This is a genomic window from Chloroflexota bacterium (assembly GCA_018829775.1).
Lineage (GTDB): Bacteria > Chloroflexota > Dehalococcoidia > Dehalococcoidales > RBG-16-60-22 > E44-bin89.
Window position 1 is genome coordinate 61,090 of sequence record JAHJTL010000097.1, and the last position, 17,676, is coordinate 78,765.

Below are 17,676 nucleotides of genomic sequence, written 5' to 3' on the forward strand. Positions count from 1 at the left end.
GGGACGGTTACTCTTCTGTTTTTTCTTCGGTCTCTTCTTCCGTCGGTGCTGTTTCCGGTTCTTCAGGAGCGAGCTCACCCTGAGCCTGGGTCGCTTCTGGCTCTGCTTCTTCTGCTTCGGGAACCTTTTCCTCTTCCGGTGGTTCTTCGGCCAGCTCGCCTTCCGGTGCCACTTCCGCCGCTTCTTCTGGAGGCGCCTCTTCTTCGGCCAGCGGCTCCGCTTCAGCTGGTTCCGTTACCTCAGATACAGCTTTCGCCGTTTCAGGAAGTGCCTCTTCCTGTTCGGCCAGCATTTCTTCTTCCGCCAGCTCTGCTGTCTCTGGTGCCTCCTCCTCTTCGGCCTCAGCGGCGAGCAGTTCCATTCGGGCCAGTTCTTTCTCCCGGTCCACCCGTCTTTCTTTGATGCGGGCTGCCTTACCGCTGCGTCCGCGCAGGTAATACAGTTTGGCCCGGCGTACCTTTCCGTGACGTATTACTTCCACTCGCTCTACTCTCGGTGAGTACAGCGGGAACGTGCGCTCCACACCGACACCATAGGCGATACGTCTGACGGTAAAGGTGGCGCTTACCCCGCCCCCTTGAAGCTTGATGACTACTCCTTGAAATGACTGGAGGCGTTCCTTACCGCCTTCAACTACTTTGGTGTAAACGCGTACCGTATCCCCAGAGGCGAGTTCGGGGATTCTGGGATTGCGTTTGACGTTTATCAACGAATCAACATTCATTTCTCAGGCTCCTTGTTCAAACTGGATTTGGCTTTATTCGAAGCGGTGAATTGCTCCACCAACTGCTTTTCTTCCTGACCGAGTTTGGATTTGTCGATGAGGTCTGGCCGGCGTTCCACGGTGCGCCATAAAATCTGCTCCCGGCGCCATCGGGCAATCTGGGCATGGTTTCCGGAGAGCAGGACTTCTGGAACCGGCCAGCCCCGAAAATCAGCCGGTCGAGTGTACTGGGGATATTCCAGCATTCCATTTACATGCGATTCTTCCTGCGCTGAATGTTCGGAACCGAGCACTCCCGGAAGCAATCGAATGACGGCGTCAATAACTACCAGCGCCGGCAGTTCGCCACCGGTCAGCACGTAATCACCGATGCTGATTTCATCGGTAACCAGGTGTTCTACCACGCGCTCGTCAATGCCCTCATAGTGGCCGCAGATCAGGATGAGATGGCTGTAGCTGGACAGTTCCGTCGCGATTTGCTGGTTGAAGAGACGTCCCTGAGGTGAGAGCAGGATAATAGGCGGTTCCGCAGCTTCAGATTCATCAGAAATCTGGGCTTTTACCGCGGCCACCGCTTCGAAAACGGGCTCGGGTTTAAACACCATGCCGGGGCCGCCGCCATACGGGTAATCATCAACGGTATTGTGTTTATCATGGGTATAATCCCGAATGTTATGCACGTTTATATTGACCAGGTTCTGGTCAATGGCCCGCTTGAAGATGCCGAAACTGAACGGCACGCCAAACATCTGTGGAAATATGGTCAGCACATCAATACGCATCGAAAATCCCTGCCACCTACTAAGAATGTTCGGTGACCACCCCTTTAATAATATCGACGGCATGCGGTATTGCTGGCAGCACTACCTCGAGGCATTCCCTGACCGCCTTGGGGCTCCCGGGCAGATTGATTATCAAGCTCCTGCCCCGAATCCCTGCCGTTGCCCGGCTCAACATCGCCATCGGTGTTTTACTCAGCGATACAGCCCTCATAGCTTCCGCGAAACCGGGGACAACCCGGTCTACAACGGTGAGGGTAGCTTCAGGAGTAACATCACGCTCGCCAAGCCCGGTACCGCCGGTGGTGATGATGACATCCGTCTCATTACTGTCCGCCCATTCCACCAGCTTCTGGCGGATAACATCCACCTCATCAGGGACAATCTCGTAGTGAACGATATCGCTGTCCAGGTCAGAGAAGAAATCCCTGATGACCTGGCCGCTTTCATCATAGCGCTGGCCAAGGGCTCCTTTATCACTGATGGTTAGTATGCCGACAGTAAACATTGTTGAGAACCAAAACAAATTTCATTTTACCACAGATGAAGCGGATAACCAAACGGGAAAAATTTTATGGAAAATTCAGTAAATTAAGTCCAAAAAGCTTGACAAACGTACGCTCCCGTGTTATAAAGAGTGTTATATAATGGTAAAAAGTGGGGAACAGTGGTAAATGGTGGGGTTATTTGCTAGCTGAGGACTGTCGATGTTTTACGGTGAGTACAATTACAAGATAGATGAAAAAGGCAGGGTAGCCATACCGCCGCGGTTCCGCAGGGAACTGAAGGACGGAGTAGTCCTGTCTCCGGGAGCGGAAAAGTGCATCAACATGTACCCGCTGTCGGAGTGGCGCAAGCTGGCTACCTCCCTTACCAGCAGCCCGCTGACACCCAATAAAATGAGAAGGCTCAAGCGGGCCATATTTTCTACTGCTTTCAACGTTGCCATTGATGGGCAGGGTAGGGTAGCCCTGCCAATACCACTGCGAGAGCACGCTGAGATTCAGGAAGACGTCGTCGTTACCGGAGCCAATGACTACCTGGAGATCTGGAATCAGGTTCTCTGGGAAGAAGAGAAAGCGATCAGCCAGGAACAGGCCTGGCAGATTATAGAAAGTCTGGAGCGACGTGATGAGTCCAAGTAAGCAGAGTTCAAATCATGTCCCGGTTATGCTTGAGGAGGCAATGGAGGCGCTGGCGGTCCAGGCCGGGGGCCGCTATGTCGATTGCACGGTTGGTAGCGGTGGACATGCTCGGGCCATACTGGAACGCAGTTACCCCGGAGGTCAGCTGCTCGGTATCGATGCTGACCCCGAAGCGATTAAGATAGCCCAGAAAAAGCTTGAGGCACATCGGAATTCTCTCCTTCTCGTCAATGACAACTTCGTCAATCTGCAGGTAACCTGCATTAAATATGATTTTTTCCCGGTGCACGGCATCTTATTTGACCTCGGCCTTTCTTCAATGCAGCTAAATGGAAGTGGACGCGGCTTTAGTTTTCAACACGATGCCCATCTTGATATGCGTTTTAACCCCGAGCAGGAAGTAACTGCCGCTGATATCGTCAATACTTCACCGGAAGCGGAACTGGCACGTCTTATCCGTAACTACGGTGAAGAAGGCTATAGTCGCCAGATAGCGCGCCTTATTGTGCGCGAACGCCCCATCACCTCAACTCTTCATCTGGCCCGCATCGTAGAGAAGGCAGTCGGCCGGAGAACGGGCAGAATCCATCCTGCCACCAAGACATTTCAGGCACTTCGGATTGCCGTGAACCTGGAGCTGGAAAACCTGGAGGTAGCGCTGAAACAGGCGGTGGAACTCCTCGGCTTTGACGGCAGGCTCGTGGTGATAAGCTACCATTCTTTGGAAGACCGCATCGTGAAACGTTTCATGCAGCGGGAGGCCAGGGGGTGTATCTGTCCTCCCGGTACGCCGGTCTGTATCTGCGGACATAAACCTCGCCTGAAACTCATTCGCAGACATGTGATTACGCCTTCCGAGAATGAGGTACAGGCTAATCCACGCAGTCGCAGCGCCAAACTGAGAGCGGCGTGCTCGATAGCGCAGGACGATTGCTTTGCCACAGATGAGATGGAAATTCTCTGGGCGGAGACCAAAGCCAGGGCCTGGAGAAGGCCGGCACTGTTACGCAAACTGCAGATGGTATTTGCCATGGCCTGAATTGGCCAGGGATAGAAATAACACTCGAAGGTGCAGCATCTAGAGAGGGAAAAAACATGGAACAGGTACAACAAGATAAATGGGAGGCTGGTGGAGCTGGAATAAGCACCGCTCTTGCTGACCTGAAGCTGAAAATAGCCGAACACCTGATCAATGAGGCTGATAATTACCGACCGGACGAAGTTTACAGCATTATGGCGGAAACCAAGGTTGGGGCAAGGAAAAGAACTTACATCGTGGAGAAGCTGAGGATGGTCTTTTCCGTATCCTGATACCGCCAGATAAATTTATGACAATGGCCAGGGAGGTTCTGGAAATGTGAACAATAACAGAGCTTTAATAAGTAAAACTAATGAGAAGGAGGGCTAGATGAAAAATCGAACCGTAGCGGCAATTGATGTTGGTACCACCAAGGTATGCACGGTTGTTGCTGACCTTAATGAAGCCGGTAGGCCGCGCATCGTCGGTGTTGGTATCGCCCCATCAGTCGGTCTGCATAAAGGTCTGGTAGTCAACATCAATGAAGCCAGAGAGTCAATCAAAGAATCAGTAAGGAAAGCGGAACAGTCAAGCAACTACAGAGTTGAATCAGCCTATGTCGGCGTGACTGGGCGCCATGTTACCTCGCTGAACAACCGCGGTGTGGTGGCGATAACGCGGAACGACCGCGTGGTGCGCACCGATGACCTGAGGCGTGTCCTCTCTTCGGCACAGAGCGTCAAAATCCCCAGTGACCGAAAACTCCTCCATGTTATTCCGAGGGCATATGCCGTTGATGGTCAGGCTCACGTCAAGAACCCGATCGGCATGCATGGCTTCAGGCTTGATGTGGAGACCCACGTCATCACCGCTGCCGTAACCTCAGTACAGAACCTGGTCAAGTGCATTCGCAGCATCGGCATTGATATTGAGGACCTCGTTCTGGAGCCTCTTGCCAGCAGCGAGGCAGTACTGACTCCGGATGAGAAGGAAGTCGGCGTTATTCTGGCTGACATCGGCGGCGGGACAACTGATATCGCTGTCTTCAAGGAAGGCAGCATCTGGCATACCTCGATATTACCTGTCGCCGGCTATCAGCTTACCAGAGATATATCCATTGGTCTGGGTCTGCCATTTGACGTGGCCGAGGAGATGAAGAAGCGATACGGCAGTGTGATGCCCGTCTATGAAAGCAAGACCGAGGACACCACGGCGATATCCCAGGATGGACACGGCGTCTCATATCAGGACCTGTGCGACATCATCCGCGCCCGCATTGAAGAAATTATGAAGCTCATTCTGCTTGAACTGCCCAACTCAGAATACGAAACGCTGGTTCCGGCAGGGCTGGTACTCACCGGTGGTAGCGCCAATCTGGCAGGCATTGCTGCGCTGGGGCGTGAGGTATTGCAACTTCCGGTCAGGGTGGGTACTCCATCCAATATGGAAGGAATCTCCGATGCTCTCTGCGACCCGGCATACGCGACAAGCGTTGGCCTGCTGGCCTGGGGCGTTAATCATGAGCGCAACCAGAGCTGGACACGCTGGAGCTTTGGCTCGGCGGTCCGACGCCTCGCTTTCCGGCTGAAGAAACTCTTCGGCTAGCAATCAGGTTAATAACGTTATTTAGATTAATGTAAAAAGGAGGGGGAAATGGCAAAGTCAAGTTTTGTGGCGAATCCGGCCAAAATCAAAGTTATTGGCTTGGGTGGTGGCGGCTGCAACGCGATAACCCGCATGGTCAGGGAAGAAATCCAGGGCGTGGAATTCATTGCCATGAATACCGATGCCCAGGCCTTGGCGGTTACTGAAGCTCCCATAAGAGTTCAGCTTGGCGAGAAACTGACCAGAGGGCTAGGCGTTGGCGGCGACCATAACCTGGGCCAGAAAGCTGCTGAAGAGAGTCGTGAGGAGCTTAGTGAGATTGTCAGCGGTGCGGATATGGTGTTCATTACCAGTGGTATGGGTGGCGGCACCGGCACCGGGGCAGCGCCCGTCGTGGCAGATATAGCCAAACAAAGTGGCGCCCTGACCATTGCCGTGGTCACCAAGCCGTTCGGCTTTGAAGGCGTCCACCGCACGCAGGTAGCCAATGAGGGCATTACCAGGCTGCTCGGCAGAGTTGATACCCTGATAATCATTCCAAACGATAAACTGCTATCACTCTGCGACCAGAAAACGGGCGTGGATAGCGCCTTCAAGCTGGCCGACGACGTTCTCAGGCACGGTGTTCAGGCTATCGCTGAAGTTATCACCACTCCCGGGCTGATCAACCTGGACTTCGCCGATGTGAAGTCCATCATGAAGGACGCTGGGCCGGCCTGGATGTCAATTGGCCGGGGCTCAGGTCAGAATCGTGCTGTGGAGGCTGCCAAGCAGGCTTTGAATAGCCCGTTGCTGGATGTCACCATCAATGGCTCGAAAGCGGTTCTCTTCAACGTGGTCGGTGGCACCAGTCTCACCCTGTTCGAGGTGAACGAAGCGGCTGACGTTATCCGGCAGGCGGTGGACCCTGAGGCCAATATCATTTTCGGTGTCGCCCACGATGCGGAAATGGAGAATGACGTCCGGATTACTCTGATAGCCACCGGGTTTGTGGCCAAGCTCGGGCTGACCGGAGCGGGCCAGGATGATGAACTGACTCAGCTTCTCAAAGGTATCAAGAGCGAGGATGAGCTGGATGTTCCATCGTTCCTGCGCCGTCCCATGATCAGCCACAGACGTCAGGCAATAACACCAGCCATGAAACCATTGCAGCCGCCGTTGATGACTCCGGCATCTAAATCAACAGATAAGCAGCTTTGGAAATAGGCATTATCCGGCAACAACAAAGACGGTGTGAGGGGCCCAGCTGTAGTTGAAGCGGAGAGCGGGCGTGTGATACATTATAGACAGGAGCAAAAGGGCGTGGCTTCAAACGGAGTTGCAGGTTACCTCATTGGAAAAGGCAAGAACCGCAACGGCAATGGGCTCAGGTTTGCTTACTGTCCCTACTGCAATAAAAAGGGGCTGTATAAAGTGGCCCGCAGGTATGAGCGTTGCCGGTGTTGCGGCTTGCACCGGGTGCTATTGCCAGGGCAGGACTTCTGATTATCTGAATCTCTGGGAATAGGACTGTTTACCGGCTAGAAACCAAATGGTCGCGACTGTGTTTTTATTGACAATTATTCCCACAATATTTATCCTAATAATGTGACGCTGTTCATTCAATGCGCGTTGAATCCGTAGTTATATAGTATTTGGCATGAGAGTCATTGCCGGTAAAGCAAAAGGGCACCAGCTGAAAGCCCCCAGAGGAACCGTTACCCGTCCCGCGACCGATTTGGTCAAGGGGGCCATTTTTTCCATTCTGGAGAATATGGCTGATGATTGGTCACAGGTGCTCGACCTTTTTTCCGGCAGCGGACAACTCGGGGTAGAAGCATTGAGTCGTGGGGCGGGCTGGGTTGACTTTGTTGAACGGGCACCGCAGTGTTGTGCTATAATAAAACAAAATCTGGAAAAGACGGGTTTTTCTAATCAAGCGCATGTTTATTGCTGCAGCGTCGCCAAAGCACTTTCCTTTTTGGACAAGGAGTACGATATAATCCTGATGGACTCTCCTTATTCTAATGCGTCAATTGGAGACCTGATAACTCAGTTAGCCGAATCCAGGCTGGTCGGCTATAGCTCGATAGTCATGGCGACGCATTCATCTCTGCTTCCATTTAATTCCACGTATGGTGCTCTGAACATGGTTAAGGAGCATCGCCATGGCGATAGCTGTATTGCTGTGCTCCGCAAGGGAGGTACATTGTGACTGTAGCTGTTTACCCGGGGACCTTTGACCCGATTACCAACGGCCACCTTGATATCGTGCAGCGGGCGGTCAAGTTATTTGACAGGGTAATAATCGGGGTGTACGAAAAATCAAACAAGCACCTCGTCTTCACCATCGACGAACGCGTGGAGTTGACCAGACGGGCGGTAGCCGGTATATCGAACGTTGAGGTAAAAGTATTCAGTGGGTTGACGGTTGATTTTGTCAGAGGAGAAAAAGCTCAGGTCATGATACGTGGCCTGAGGATGAATGCTGATTTTGAAAAAGAATTTGAGATGGCAATGATGAACCGTAAACTGGCTCCGGACCTGGACCTGCTCTGCCTGATGGCAAGCCAAGAGTATCAGTTTCTCAGTTCCAGCTTGCTGAAGGAAGTAGCGCGGCTGAATGGTAATGTCAGTGACCTGGTACCGGAGCATGTGGCGGAAGCTTTACGAAAGAAAGTTCACAATACAGTATAATCGATGAATTGGATATCCAGTGCTTTTTACCCAAATGCGCCCTTTTAAGTAGAAAAGGAGGTAAATGCATGGCGTACAAGATTACGGAGGAGTGCATAAGTTGTGGGGCGTGCGAGCCGGAGTGCCCGAACGAGGCAATAACCGAAGGAGAGACAATCTACGTTATTGACCCCAGCAAATGCACCGAATGTGTTGGCTCTTATGATTCCTCACGATGCGCTGAAGTGTGCCCGGTTGATTCCTGCGTGGCTGATCCGGATCATAAGGAAAGCCGCGAGCAGCTTCTGGAAAAGTGGAAGAAGCTGCATCCGGGAGAAACGCCGTCAGTTACTTAGTGTAACTAGACTTACAATCCCATACCTGCAATTTAATAGAATAGGTGGGGGCTACGGTTGTGTTAATTCAATATCGCGTAGCCCCCATATCTAAATCTCTTGCCTCAGAGATTAATAGCTATTTCTTATTGAAAGAACGAACGCACCGAGTCGAATTCCTCGGGCAGTAGCGCCAGCACCATAGGGAAGCGGTCCAGCAGAAAGGTAGCCAGGGCTGATTCCGCAATCGGTTCGGATATGCCCAGGAATTTGGTCCAGATAGCCAGCAGGGCACTGCAGAATATGGCCCCCATTATCAGGCCGAGGAGTGCCCCACCAAGTCGATTTACCCAGCCAAGCAGTATGATGGAGGCAAACCATTTCAAAACGCCGGCGATTATGCTGGCGATTAATATCACAGCGATGAGTATTATGGCAAAGGCAGCTACCCGGGCCACTGTTTCCTGAGGGATGAAGGTGAGTCTATCAGCCAGGGCAACGTAAAAACGTCCGGCCAGAATAACGCCAACGATCACTCCGACGAGCGTCAGCACCGCCTTAATGATGCCGATTCTCAGGCCAATGAAGGCGGTGATACCGATTACAACGATGATGGCGATGTCAAGCCAGCTCATGGTTTATCAAACCTTTAACGTTACCGTTTAAATCCTTATATCCTGATTAATATTATACCAATATTATTATCATTCATAGTGCAGCGCGTCAATAGGGTTGAGTCGGGCGGCTTTCCAGGCCGGCCATACACCGGAGAGAAGCCCGATGGTTAACGAGACCACAAAGGCCAGTATGATGATGTCAGCGGAGACAGCTGCGGCCAGTTTGAAACCGCCGATGTCTAACTGTGAAATCGCCCAGGATAGAAGCCAGCCCCCGGTGATACCGATACCGCCGCCGACAAAGCCCAGCGTTGCCGCCTCAATGAGGAATTGCATTAGAATATCGCGGCGTTTGGCCCCCACCGCTTTGCGGATCCCGATCTCCCGAGTCCGCTCCGTAACGGAGACGAGCATGATGTTCATGATGCCGATACTGCCCACCAGCAGTGAGATGCTGGCGATGGCGCCCAGGACGATGGAGAATATCCCTGTTACCTGGCCGACGATTTCCAGTACCTGTTCCTGGCTGACTATGGCAAAATCATTCTTATCATCGCCCTTCAATTTGTGGCGGCGGCGCAAAACGGATTCAATTTCCTCGGTGACCTCTTCACTGAGTTCCAGGTCGGTAAGCTGGAAACTTATTGAAGCAACTGCGTCCTCGCCGGTGGCGGTCTTCTGGGGGAAGAGCCTCGTCTGGTAGGTGGTGATGGGCACAATCACGACATCATCAAAGCTGACACCGAACATCGCGCCGCCTTTGGCCTCGAGAACGCCAATGACGGTAAAACGCTGTTTCTTCATTTTTACCTGCTTGCCTACGGCTTCATCGTCACCAAACAGGTCTTCGGCCACTCCGCTGCCCACGACGACCACGTTGGCACGCTGTGCCACGTGATGGTCGGTAAAAAACTGTCCGGACGCCACCGAATATTTCATAACATCCAGATATACCGGAGTCGCTCCATGAAGCAGTCCTCTCTTGGTTTCGCCATCCGCGGTTAGGGTGATGAAATTCTCGTTTACCGGGGCGATATTGTCGATGCCGTTGACGTTCTCCAGGGCACGGGCATCATCCATGGTGAGCGTTGGTGGCGCATATGCCGGAGACAAAGAGAACCCTCCCTCCACTTCAGGGTTGCGGGGCATTATCGTAAGTACGTTAGCACCCAATTCCTCATAAGCGGAGGTAATGGTAGCCTCGGCGCCCCTGGCCACTGACATGAGCGTGATGACTGACCCCACCCCGATGATTATGCCCAGCATGGTCAGCGAAGACCGCAGCTTGTTGGCGAATAGCGACCTGATGGCGATGACAATAGAATCTACAAATTTCAATTATGTCTCCTGCTGTTTAATTGATATTAAACGCCGATATCTTTTCGTTTGCGTATTATTTCATCATTGTGCGTAACTTTTTCGTCGCTGATAATCCTGCCGTCCAGCAGGCGTATTATGCGCTGGGTCTGCGTGGCAATGTCCATTTCATGCGTGACCAGAATGACGGTAATCCCTTCCTTGTGAAGCTGGGAAAAGATGCGGATAATCTCCGTGGTGACGGCACTATCCAGGTTGCCCGTAGGCTCATCCGCCAGAATAAGTGAAGGATTGTTCACCAGTGCCCGGGCAATGGCCACGCGCTGCTGCTCGCCGCCGGAGAGTTCGGTGGGTTTATGGGTGGCCCGTTCTCCCAGCCCAACCCTTTCCAACGCTTCCAGGCTTCTCTTGCGCCGCCCTCCGCCGCCACTGTATATTAAAGGCAGTTCCACATTGGAAAGGGCCGAGGCGCGCGGAAGGAGATTAAACGTCTGGAAGACAAAGCCGATTTTCTTGTTTCTAAACTCGGCGAGCTTGTTATCATTGAGCCGGCTGACATCCGTACCTTCCAGCATATATTTGCCTGCAGTAGGCTTGTCCAGAAAGCCGATGATGTTCATCAGTGTTGACTTTCCTGAACCGGACGCCCCAACGATAGCCACCATGTCTCCCTGATTGATGGTCAGGTCTATTCCCCGGAGAGCCGGGACCTCAACCTTGCCCATCCGGTAGATTTTGGTGATATTATCAAGCTGGATCATTTGGTGCTCCTATTCTTAATAATCTCAAATAACGCGGTCAGTATAAAACATGCCCGATATTACGGGCGTTTACTCCTGGCCAGTATCGTTTCTCCGACCTTGAGGCCGCTGATGATTTCCGTATCGAAGCCGTCGCTGATGCCGACTATTACCGGCCTTTCTTCAAGTTCATCGTCCTCAATGACCACGCTGACTACGGGATTACCCTCGCTATCTTCGCTGATGGCGCGAGCCGGCACCAGCAAGACATCGGTACGGCTGGCCAGAACGATATCGGCATTAGCACTCATGCCGATCCTCACTCCCGAGTCCTCCGGTACATCAAGCTCAATTTTAACTTCGTAGACGATAACGCCGCCGATCTCGAGCGGTACCGGATAGATGGTGGTGACCACGCCGCTGTACTCCTCGTCGGACAGTGCGTCAAGGGTTATAATCACCTCCTGCCCTACCTCCACGTCAGGGATATCGATTTCATCCACTTCCACCACCAGCTCCATACTGGTGGGGTTAATCAGGCTTATAACCTGTCTGGGCGCCACCGATGGTGACGGTATCGTATCGCCTTCTTCCGCGGTGATACTGGCCACCATGCCATCGAATGGGGCAGTGATGATTCCTTCTTTCAGGTCTTTCTTCGTCTGTTCCAGAGATTGCCGGGCCAGTGCCACCGCCTGTTTGTTTTGCTCAACGGCTGCTCTGGCTGCCTCAATCTGCAGTTCCTTTATGGCGATGTCCTCATTCATCCCATCGAGGTTTTTCTGGGCCTGGGCTTCGGCCAGTTCGGCCGCCTCCAGCTGCAGCTTGGCGATGGCTACTTCTTCGGTATCATAGGTGCTTCTTTTAACGTCCAGCACTGCCTCTGCTATGTCTAATCTTCTTTGTGCATATTCCACCGTTGGCGTGGGCAGGCCTTGGTCAAGCGCATACTCTAGGAATGCCTTGGCGTTGTCCACGTCTTTCTGCGCTGTCTCAATGTCCGGCCAGGTGTATATATCCTGGGTTTCATCAACATGGTGCTCAGCCGACCTCACGTTTATCTGGGCATTGAACAAAGCCAGCTCCAGCCCATCTTGCTGGTCCAGAACATTATCCAGATTGTATTCCGCGATTTTCTGGCTCAGCTCTGCCTGGATGAGCGCTACCTCGGCCTGGGTAAGCGCATACTGGGCCTGGTCCCTGGCCAGTTCCAGAGAGTCAGTATCGAGTTCCGCCAGAATTTTACCTTTGGTAACCCGGTCACCTTCCTCAACATATATCCTGGCGATGCGACCACCGCTGCCAAAGCTCAGATTGGCATCCTCTGATGTCTCTATGTTGCCGCTACCGCTGACCGTAACGAACAGGTCTCCCTTTTCCACTTCAACATACTGTTCTGCCTCTTCCTCGCCCTCCCCCAGGGGATTGCAGGCAGTAACCGCTATTAAGATGAGCAGGAGTAGAAAAGCGGCGATGATTCGTACTTTTTTCATTCTGTGTCCTCCTAGGTAAGCACATCGTGCCTTGCTAATGACTTCACTCTACTGCTTGGTTACCTTCTGGTGTTCTTTCTCCCATCTTTCCAGCAGGGTGGGGAACTCGTGCTCCAGAAAGGTATACACATCGCGCATCTCCACCAGCCATTTCCTCGTCACGGGGGTCTTATCGCCAAGCAGTTCAAGCCCGTGTTCGGCAAGCTGCCGGACCATTTTAATTTCTTCAGTAAGTCCACGACCTACCATATGCTGCCAGGCATCGGAGCGCAGACGGAAGTAATCATGCCTGACACCGGGCAAGCTGAGACGTTCGATAAGGCCGATCTGGATGAGGAGACGGGTCATGGTGCTGATGGAACCCTTGCTGGCCATTAAGGCTTTGGTAAGCTCTTCGGGTGATTGGTGCGGGGGGTCAGAGATGAGAAGCCAGCCCAGAATACGGCCGGCCATCCGGGGCATACCCGTTTGCTCGAAAACTATGCCAACTTCTTCCGCAAACTGTTTATCTTTGGTCTGACTGTCTTCCATCCACCTTACCCCGGTTCTATTTCTTTGCTCATTATTATAGTGAGTATAGAACGTTTTGTCAAGACTGAACGTATTGAATTTAAAGAATTTAATAAAAATTTAACAAAAAGATTTAAAGCCATGCAGGATTGCAGCAGGTTATTTGCCGAGTTCTCTGGCTCTGCGATAGGCAGCCTCGACTGCCTGCTGAACCAGTTCGCGAAAGTGCCCGTTTTCAAACTGCTGCAGGGCGGCGGCGGTGGTACCACCGGGTGAAGTGACCATACGGCGCAATTCGGCAGGGGATTTCCCGGATTTCTGGAGCAGATGGCCGGAACCGAGCATGGTCTGAAGCACCAGTTCCTGTGCCGTATCCTCGGAAAACCCGACCCTGGCCGCAGCTTCAACCAGGCACTCAACAAAGAGGAAAAAGTAGGCCGGGCCGCTACCGCTCACCGCTGTGGCCATATCGAGATATCCCTCATCAGCGACAAAGATCTCCTTGCCCATGGTGCTCAGGATGGCTCTCGCCTGTTCTTTCTGAATTTCTGTCACCTCAGGAGTGGCGGTCCAGACGCTGATTCCTTCGCCAATCTGGGCCGGCGTATTAGGCATTACGCGAATGACTTGGCGATGGTCAAAACCTTTACATAATGTCTCAACTCTAGCTCCAGCGATGATAGAAAGGACAAGCTGGCCTGCTCTAATCTGGCCGCTTAGCTCGGGTATTAGTTCGGGCAGGTTCTGCGGTTTGATGGCAAGAATAATGATGTCGCCATGACCAGCCGCCTCAGCATTGTTATCAGTCACGGAAATTCCGTAGGTCTGCTTCAGGTACTGGCGGCGTTCCTCCTTAATGTCGCTGACCCAGACGGCCTGCGGAGTGCTCAGGCCACGGTTCAGAGCGGCGGCCAGTATTGCTTCCCCCATCGCCCCGCCGCCGATGAAAGCTATCTTCACTTTGCTTCACCCCTTACTTCACCACGAAATTGTACAGTCCGTGGACATATATTTCCTTGACGACTTCTTTCCCCTTCAGGTGTGGCTGTACCCGCATTGATTCCGCAGCAATTTGTCTAGCTTCAACCTCGGTGGTAGACGCCGGCACGGCGATGCGGTCGCGGAGCTTGCCGTTCACCTGGACCACCAGTGTGATTTCCTCATCCTTGGCCAGTTCCTCATTCCACTGCGGCCAGAGCTGGTTGTGGATGCTATACTGACGACCTGTCCTCTCCCAGAGTTCTTCGGTGAGGTGGGGGGCGGTAGGCGCTAGGAGCCGGAGCAGGGTATCAATTGACTCTTCCCACACCGGAGTGCTGACGGAGCCGGCCTCCTTTATTCCGGTGAGGCAATTGGTGAACTCCATCAACGCCGATAGCATGATATTGAAGCGGAATTTTTCTATGTCCCGAGTTACCCGCCTGATGGTCTGATGGGTAAAACGGGATAATTCTCTCTCCGCTTTCTCTGTGCTGTCAGGCGTCGCCTTTTCGCTGACCTGATAGCCACCGAGCGCCAGCTGCCATATCCGGTTCAGCCAGCGGCTGATGCCGCTGATGCTGCTGTCATTCCACTCGCCACCCTGCTCCCATGGTGCCAGGAACATGAGGTAAGCCCGTACTGCGTCTGCGCCCAGCTCGGCTACATAATCGTCCGGGGTAATCACGTTGCCGAGCGACTTGCTCATCTTCTGCTTCTCGGCGATGATAATCCCCTGGTTGAAGAGGCGGGTAAAAGGCTCATCGAAGTCGACTATTCCAATGTCGCGCAGTGCCTTTATAAAGAAACGGGAGTAGAGCAGGTGCATCACGGCGTGTTCCGCTCCGCCGGTATAGAGGTCCACCGGCATCCAGAACTTAAGCTTATTATCGTCAAAGGGGGCATCGTTGGTGTCAGGGCTGGTATAGCGCAGGAAATACCACGAAGAGCACATAAAAGTATCCATGGTATCCGTCTCGCGCTTGCCGGGCCCTCCACAGCGCGGACAGGTGGTATTGACAAACTGCTCGTGGTATTTCAGTGGTGATTCGCCGGTCGGCCTGAACTCGGCATCTTCGGGCAATAATACGGGCAGGTCTGCCTCGGGGACGGGGACAATGCCGCATTTATCGCAGTAGACCATTGGGATGGGGGCACCCCAGTAACGCTGGCGCGAAATAAGCCAGTCCCGCAGCCGGTAGCTGACAGTCCGTTTGCCCCAGCCTTTCTCCTCGAGGAAATCGGAAACAGCCTCGATGCCCTGCTTGCTGGGGATACCGTCGAACTGGCCGGAGTTCACCAGTGTTCCTTCTTCGATGTAGGCCTCTTCCAGCTCTTCACCCTGCCAACCCGGCGGCGCGATAACCACGGGTATTGGGATATCGTACTTCCTGGCGAAGAGGAAATCACGCTCGTCATGGGCCGGTACGCCCATCACCGCTCCCGTGCCGTAGCTCAAAAGCACGTAGTCGGCAATCCAGATGGGAACTTTCTCTCCGTTCAGACGGTTGGTGCAGTATGACCCGATAAAGACGCCGTCCTTTTCTTTCTCGGTGGATAATCTCTCTATTTCGCTCAGCTGTCTTGATTTGGCAATATATGCGTCAACCTCAGCTTTTTTATCCGGCGTGGTCAGCACGGAAACCAGCGGGTGCTCGGGCGCGAACACCATGAAGGTGACGCCGAAAGTGGTGTCCGGACGGGTGGTGAAGACCCGGATCTCTTTTTCCGGTACGCCCGGGTGGTCAAGGGCAAAGGATATTTCCGTTCCCTCGCTTCTGCCTATCCAGTTGCGCTGCATGATTTGAATACGTTCCGGCCAGTCGATGCCGTCGAAATTCATCAGTTCATCGGCGTATTTGGTGATGCGGAAGAACCACTGCTCAAGGTCGCGACGGGTAACCGCGGTATTACATCGCTCGCAGAAACCGCTAGCCAGCACCTGCTCGTTGGCGAGCACCGTCTGGCACTTGGGACACCAGTTCACCGGAGCTTTGCCACGATAGGCCAGGCCGGCTTCATACAGCTTCAGGAAAAACCACTCCGTCCACCTGTAGTACTCGGGAAGGCAGGTGACCACTTCCCGGCTCCAGTCGTAGATAGCGCCGATGTTCCGGAGCTGGCGGCGCATGTTCTCAATGTTCTGCATGGTCCAGGTGAAAGGGTGAATACCGCGCTGGATAGCGGCGTTCTCGGCAGGAAGGCCGAAGGCATCAAAGCCCATCGGGTGGAGAACGTTATAACCCTGCATTCGCTTGAAGCGGGCGCGGACGTCCGACGGCGCCATGGCATACCAGTGCCCGATGTGAAGGTCTCCGGACGGGTAGGGGTACATGGTCAGCGCGTACCATTTCGGCCTCGGGTCATCATCGCTGACCTGGTAGAGTTTGTCTTTTTCCCAGCGCTGCTGCCATTTCGCCTCGATTTCCTGAGGGTTGTACCTGTCTATCATCTATCCTCCGTTGCCAGAACGGTATCCAGATACCTGAACACGTAATAAATGAATCAAAGAAAGGAGATATTTGTGAAAAGAGGGGTATAACCCCTCTCATGACGCTCACCTTCCTCTTAGTTCACTACATAAGTCTAGCTCAATTGACCGAGGCTCGTCAATAAGCTGGCCTTTGCGCAGTCGAGGGGTTTTAAAAAGCAGAGAGACTGGATACTCATACGCTCGCTATCCAGTCTCTCTTATATTGTTTACTTTATAAAATTGAGATTGGTTTAAGCTTTCCCAATTCGGAACATTTTGGTGCCGCATACGGGGCATACACCCTGAGTTGCCGGTTTGCCATTCTTCATGGTGATTTGCCTGGCGTCTTTCATCTCCCTTTTGGAGCGGCACTTCACACAATATGCCTGCATAATTTCCCTCCTTTAGTTTATTAGGATTAGTAGCAAGAATAAACTATTCCTTCCGTGTTGTCAATAGCCACAACGGTCAAAAAGGAATGAATTTGAGTGTTACGTGGCAAAAAAATCCTGTAGACTGGGCTCATTTCTTATCTAGCCTCTGTCCTATGGCCTCATACTTGTCCGCAGCCAGAGTGTGAACGTTGCTCATCCTCTAAAATATCAACTATAATTAGTCGATTCGGGGCGAAAATAGCAGTGAAAATCATACTCACGGTTATTGGGGTCGTTATTCTTATCCTGGTGCTGCTTCGGTTAGTAAGGAAGTCGACCAATTTTCCGGCACCGGCTTATATCGGGAGGATCCTTGATAGCGATTTCCGGCGCTTTTCCCAACCGCCCAGAACCATCGTTGAGCGCAGCGGCATTACGCCGGGAATGACTGTCATGGAGCTTGGTTGTGGCAGCGGTGCCTATACCACCTTCATGGCCCGGACGGTCGGCGAGCAGGGGAAATTATACGCGGTTGATATCCAGCCGGCGATGCTAAGACAGCTTGAGCGCAAGCTGGACAAAGCGGAAAATCAGGATATCAAAAATGTCGAGTTGAAAGAGGCGAGTGCCTATGAACTGCCCTTCACCGACGATTTTTTTGACCTGGCGTATATGGTTACCGTGCTCATGGAGATTCCGGATAAAAGACGAGCACTGCGCGAGGTGAAAAGGGTGCTCAAGCCGGGCGGCATTCTGGCGGTCACCGAATATTTCCCCGACCCTGATTATCCTTTCCGTTCCACGGTAATCAAACTGGGCAGGCGGGAAGGGTTCATGCTCGATGACACTCAGGGAAACTTCTGGAACTACACGGTCAGGTTTAAGAAACCACTCTCTAGCTAGCGAAAGGAGT

General features: G+C 52.8%; 21 protein-coding genes. 10 read left to right on the top strand and 11 right to left on the bottom strand.

The features are described 5' to 3' along the window. Positions 1–7 precede the first annotated feature (7 nt). The 3 genes from rplS to mog are packed head-to-tail and all read right to left on the bottom strand — an operon-like array spanning position 8 to position 2,011. Positions 8–724 (bottom strand): 50S ribosomal protein L19, encoded by a 717-nt coding sequence (gene rplS, locus KKD83_09610; protein ID MBU2536401.1) that lies wholly within the window; start codon positions 722–724, stop codon positions 8–10. Further along, a complete protein-coding gene (gene trmD, locus KKD83_09615; protein ID MBU2536402.1) occupies positions 721–1,506 on the bottom strand; it encodes a tRNA (guanosine(37)-N1)-methyltransferase TrmD in 786 nt (261 codons plus the stop codon). Before trmD ends, rplS begins: the two co-directional genes overlap by 4 nt. Positions 1,507–1,525: 19 nt before the next feature. Beyond that, positions 1,526–2,011, bottom strand: a complete 486-nt coding sequence (mog, locus tag KKD83_09620; GenBank protein MBU2536403.1) for a molybdopterin adenylyltransferase — start codon at positions 2,009–2,011, stop codon at positions 1,526–1,528. A gap of 199 nt (positions 2,012–2,210) precedes the next feature. Here mog and mraZ point away from each other — a divergent pair, with 199 nt between their 5' ends. The 9 genes from mraZ (at position 2,211) to KKD83_09665 (ending at position 8,282) form a co-directional block, all read left to right on the top strand. Next, positions 2,211–2,648 (top strand): division/cell wall cluster transcriptional repressor MraZ, encoded by a 438-nt coding sequence (mraZ, locus tag KKD83_09625; protein MBU2536404.1) that lies wholly within the window; start codon positions 2,211–2,213, stop codon positions 2,646–2,648. Further along, entirely contained in the window at positions 2,635–3,687 is a 1,053-nt protein-coding gene (rsmH, locus tag KKD83_09630; GenBank protein MBU2536405.1) for a 16S rRNA (cytosine(1402)-N(4))-methyltransferase RsmH, read from the top strand. Before mraZ ends, rsmH begins: the two co-directional genes overlap by 14 nt. 56 nt (positions 3,688–3,743) lie before the next feature. After that, complete coding sequence (locus KKD83_09635; GenBank protein MBU2536406.1) at positions 3,744–3,959, top strand: hypothetical protein; 216 nt, start codon at positions 3,744–3,746, stop codon at positions 3,957–3,959. 97 nt (positions 3,960–4,056) lie between these two features. After that, positions 4,057–5,271 (top strand): cell division protein FtsA, encoded by a 1,215-nt coding sequence (ftsA, locus tag KKD83_09640; GenBank protein ID MBU2536407.1) that lies wholly within the window; start codon positions 4,057–4,059, stop codon positions 5,269–5,271. A gap of 48 nt (positions 5,272–5,319) precedes the next feature. Continuing rightward, positions 5,320–6,477 (top strand): cell division protein FtsZ, encoded by a 1,158-nt coding sequence (ftsZ, locus tag KKD83_09645; protein MBU2536408.1) that lies wholly within the window; start codon positions 5,320–5,322, stop codon positions 6,475–6,477. A 66-nt stretch (positions 6,478–6,543) separates the two neighbouring features. Next, the gene (locus KKD83_09650) at positions 6,544–6,756 is read left to right on the top strand and encodes a hypothetical protein (GenBank protein ID MBU2536409.1); all 213 of its coding nucleotides are present in this window, start codon (positions 6,544–6,546) and stop codon (positions 6,754–6,756) included. A 154-nt stretch (positions 6,757–6,910) separates the two neighbouring features. After that, on the top strand, positions 6,911–7,465 hold the full coding sequence (locus tag KKD83_09655) for an RsmD family RNA methyltransferase (protein MBU2536410.1): 555 nt from the start codon (positions 6,911–6,913) through the stop codon (positions 7,463–7,465). After that, positions 7,462–7,947: a pantetheine-phosphate adenylyltransferase gene (gene coaD / locus KKD83_09660; GenBank protein ID MBU2536411.1), complete on the top strand. Its 486-nt coding sequence runs from the start codon at positions 7,462–7,464 to the stop codon at positions 7,945–7,947. Before KKD83_09655 ends, coaD begins: the two co-directional genes overlap by 4 nt. Before the next feature lie 68 nt (positions 7,948–8,015). Then, positions 8,016–8,282 (top strand): YfhL family 4Fe-4S dicluster ferredoxin, encoded by a 267-nt coding sequence (locus KKD83_09665; protein MBU2536412.1) that lies wholly within the window; start codon positions 8,016–8,018, stop codon positions 8,280–8,282. Between the two features lie 125 nt (positions 8,283–8,407). On the opposite strand, the gene KKD83_09670 is transcribed toward KKD83_09665, so the two are convergent. The 8 genes from KKD83_09670 to KKD83_09705 all read right to left on the bottom strand — a co-directional run bounded on the left by KKD83_09670 (position 8,408) and on the right by KKD83_09705 (position 16,781). Continuing rightward, positions 8,408–8,896 (bottom strand): CvpA family protein, encoded by a 489-nt coding sequence (locus tag KKD83_09670; protein MBU2536413.1) that lies wholly within the window; start codon positions 8,894–8,896, stop codon positions 8,408–8,410. Between the two features lie 69 nt (positions 8,897–8,965). Then, positions 8,966–10,216 (bottom strand): ABC transporter permease, encoded by a 1,251-nt coding sequence (locus KKD83_09675; GenBank protein MBU2536414.1) that lies wholly within the window; start codon positions 10,214–10,216, stop codon positions 8,966–8,968. A 26-nt stretch (positions 10,217–10,242) separates the two neighbouring features. Then, the gene (locus KKD83_09680) at positions 10,243–10,956 is read right to left on the bottom strand and encodes an ABC transporter ATP-binding protein (protein ID MBU2536415.1); all 714 of its coding nucleotides are present in this window, start codon (positions 10,954–10,956) and stop codon (positions 10,243–10,245) included. Between the two features lie 59 nt (positions 10,957–11,015). Further along, positions 11,016–12,428 carry an efflux RND transporter periplasmic adaptor subunit gene (locus tag KKD83_09685; GenBank protein ID MBU2536416.1) on the bottom strand — a complete coding sequence of 471 codons (1,413 nt, stop codon included), beginning with the start codon at positions 12,426–12,428 and terminating at the stop codon, positions 11,016–11,018. Between the two features lie 48 nt (positions 12,429–12,476). Then, positions 12,477–12,959 (bottom strand): MarR family transcriptional regulator, encoded by a 483-nt coding sequence (locus KKD83_09690; protein MBU2536417.1) that lies wholly within the window; start codon positions 12,957–12,959, stop codon positions 12,477–12,479. Between the two features lie 138 nt (positions 12,960–13,097). Then, positions 13,098–13,898 (bottom strand): pyrroline-5-carboxylate reductase, encoded by an 801-nt coding sequence (locus tag KKD83_09695; protein MBU2536418.1) that lies wholly within the window; start codon positions 13,896–13,898, stop codon positions 13,098–13,100. A gap of 13 nt (positions 13,899–13,911) precedes the next feature. Next, positions 13,912–16,368, bottom strand: coding sequence for a leucine--tRNA ligase (leuS, locus tag KKD83_09700; GenBank protein MBU2536419.1), 2,457 nt, complete (start codon positions 16,366–16,368; stop codon positions 13,912–13,914). Positions 16,369–16,640: 272 nt separating this feature from the next. After that, positions 16,641–16,781 (bottom strand): hypothetical protein, encoded by a 141-nt coding sequence (locus KKD83_09705; GenBank protein ID MBU2536420.1) that lies wholly within the window; start codon positions 16,779–16,781, stop codon positions 16,641–16,643. Between the two features lie 342 nt (positions 16,782–17,123). On the opposite strand from KKD83_09705, the gene KKD83_09710 reads away from it, so the two are divergent. Beyond that, positions 17,124–17,666, top strand: a complete 543-nt coding sequence (locus KKD83_09710; GenBank protein ID MBU2536421.1) for a methyltransferase domain-containing protein — start codon at positions 17,124–17,126, stop codon at positions 17,664–17,666. The last annotated feature ends 10 nt before the right edge of the window (positions 17,667–17,676 follow it).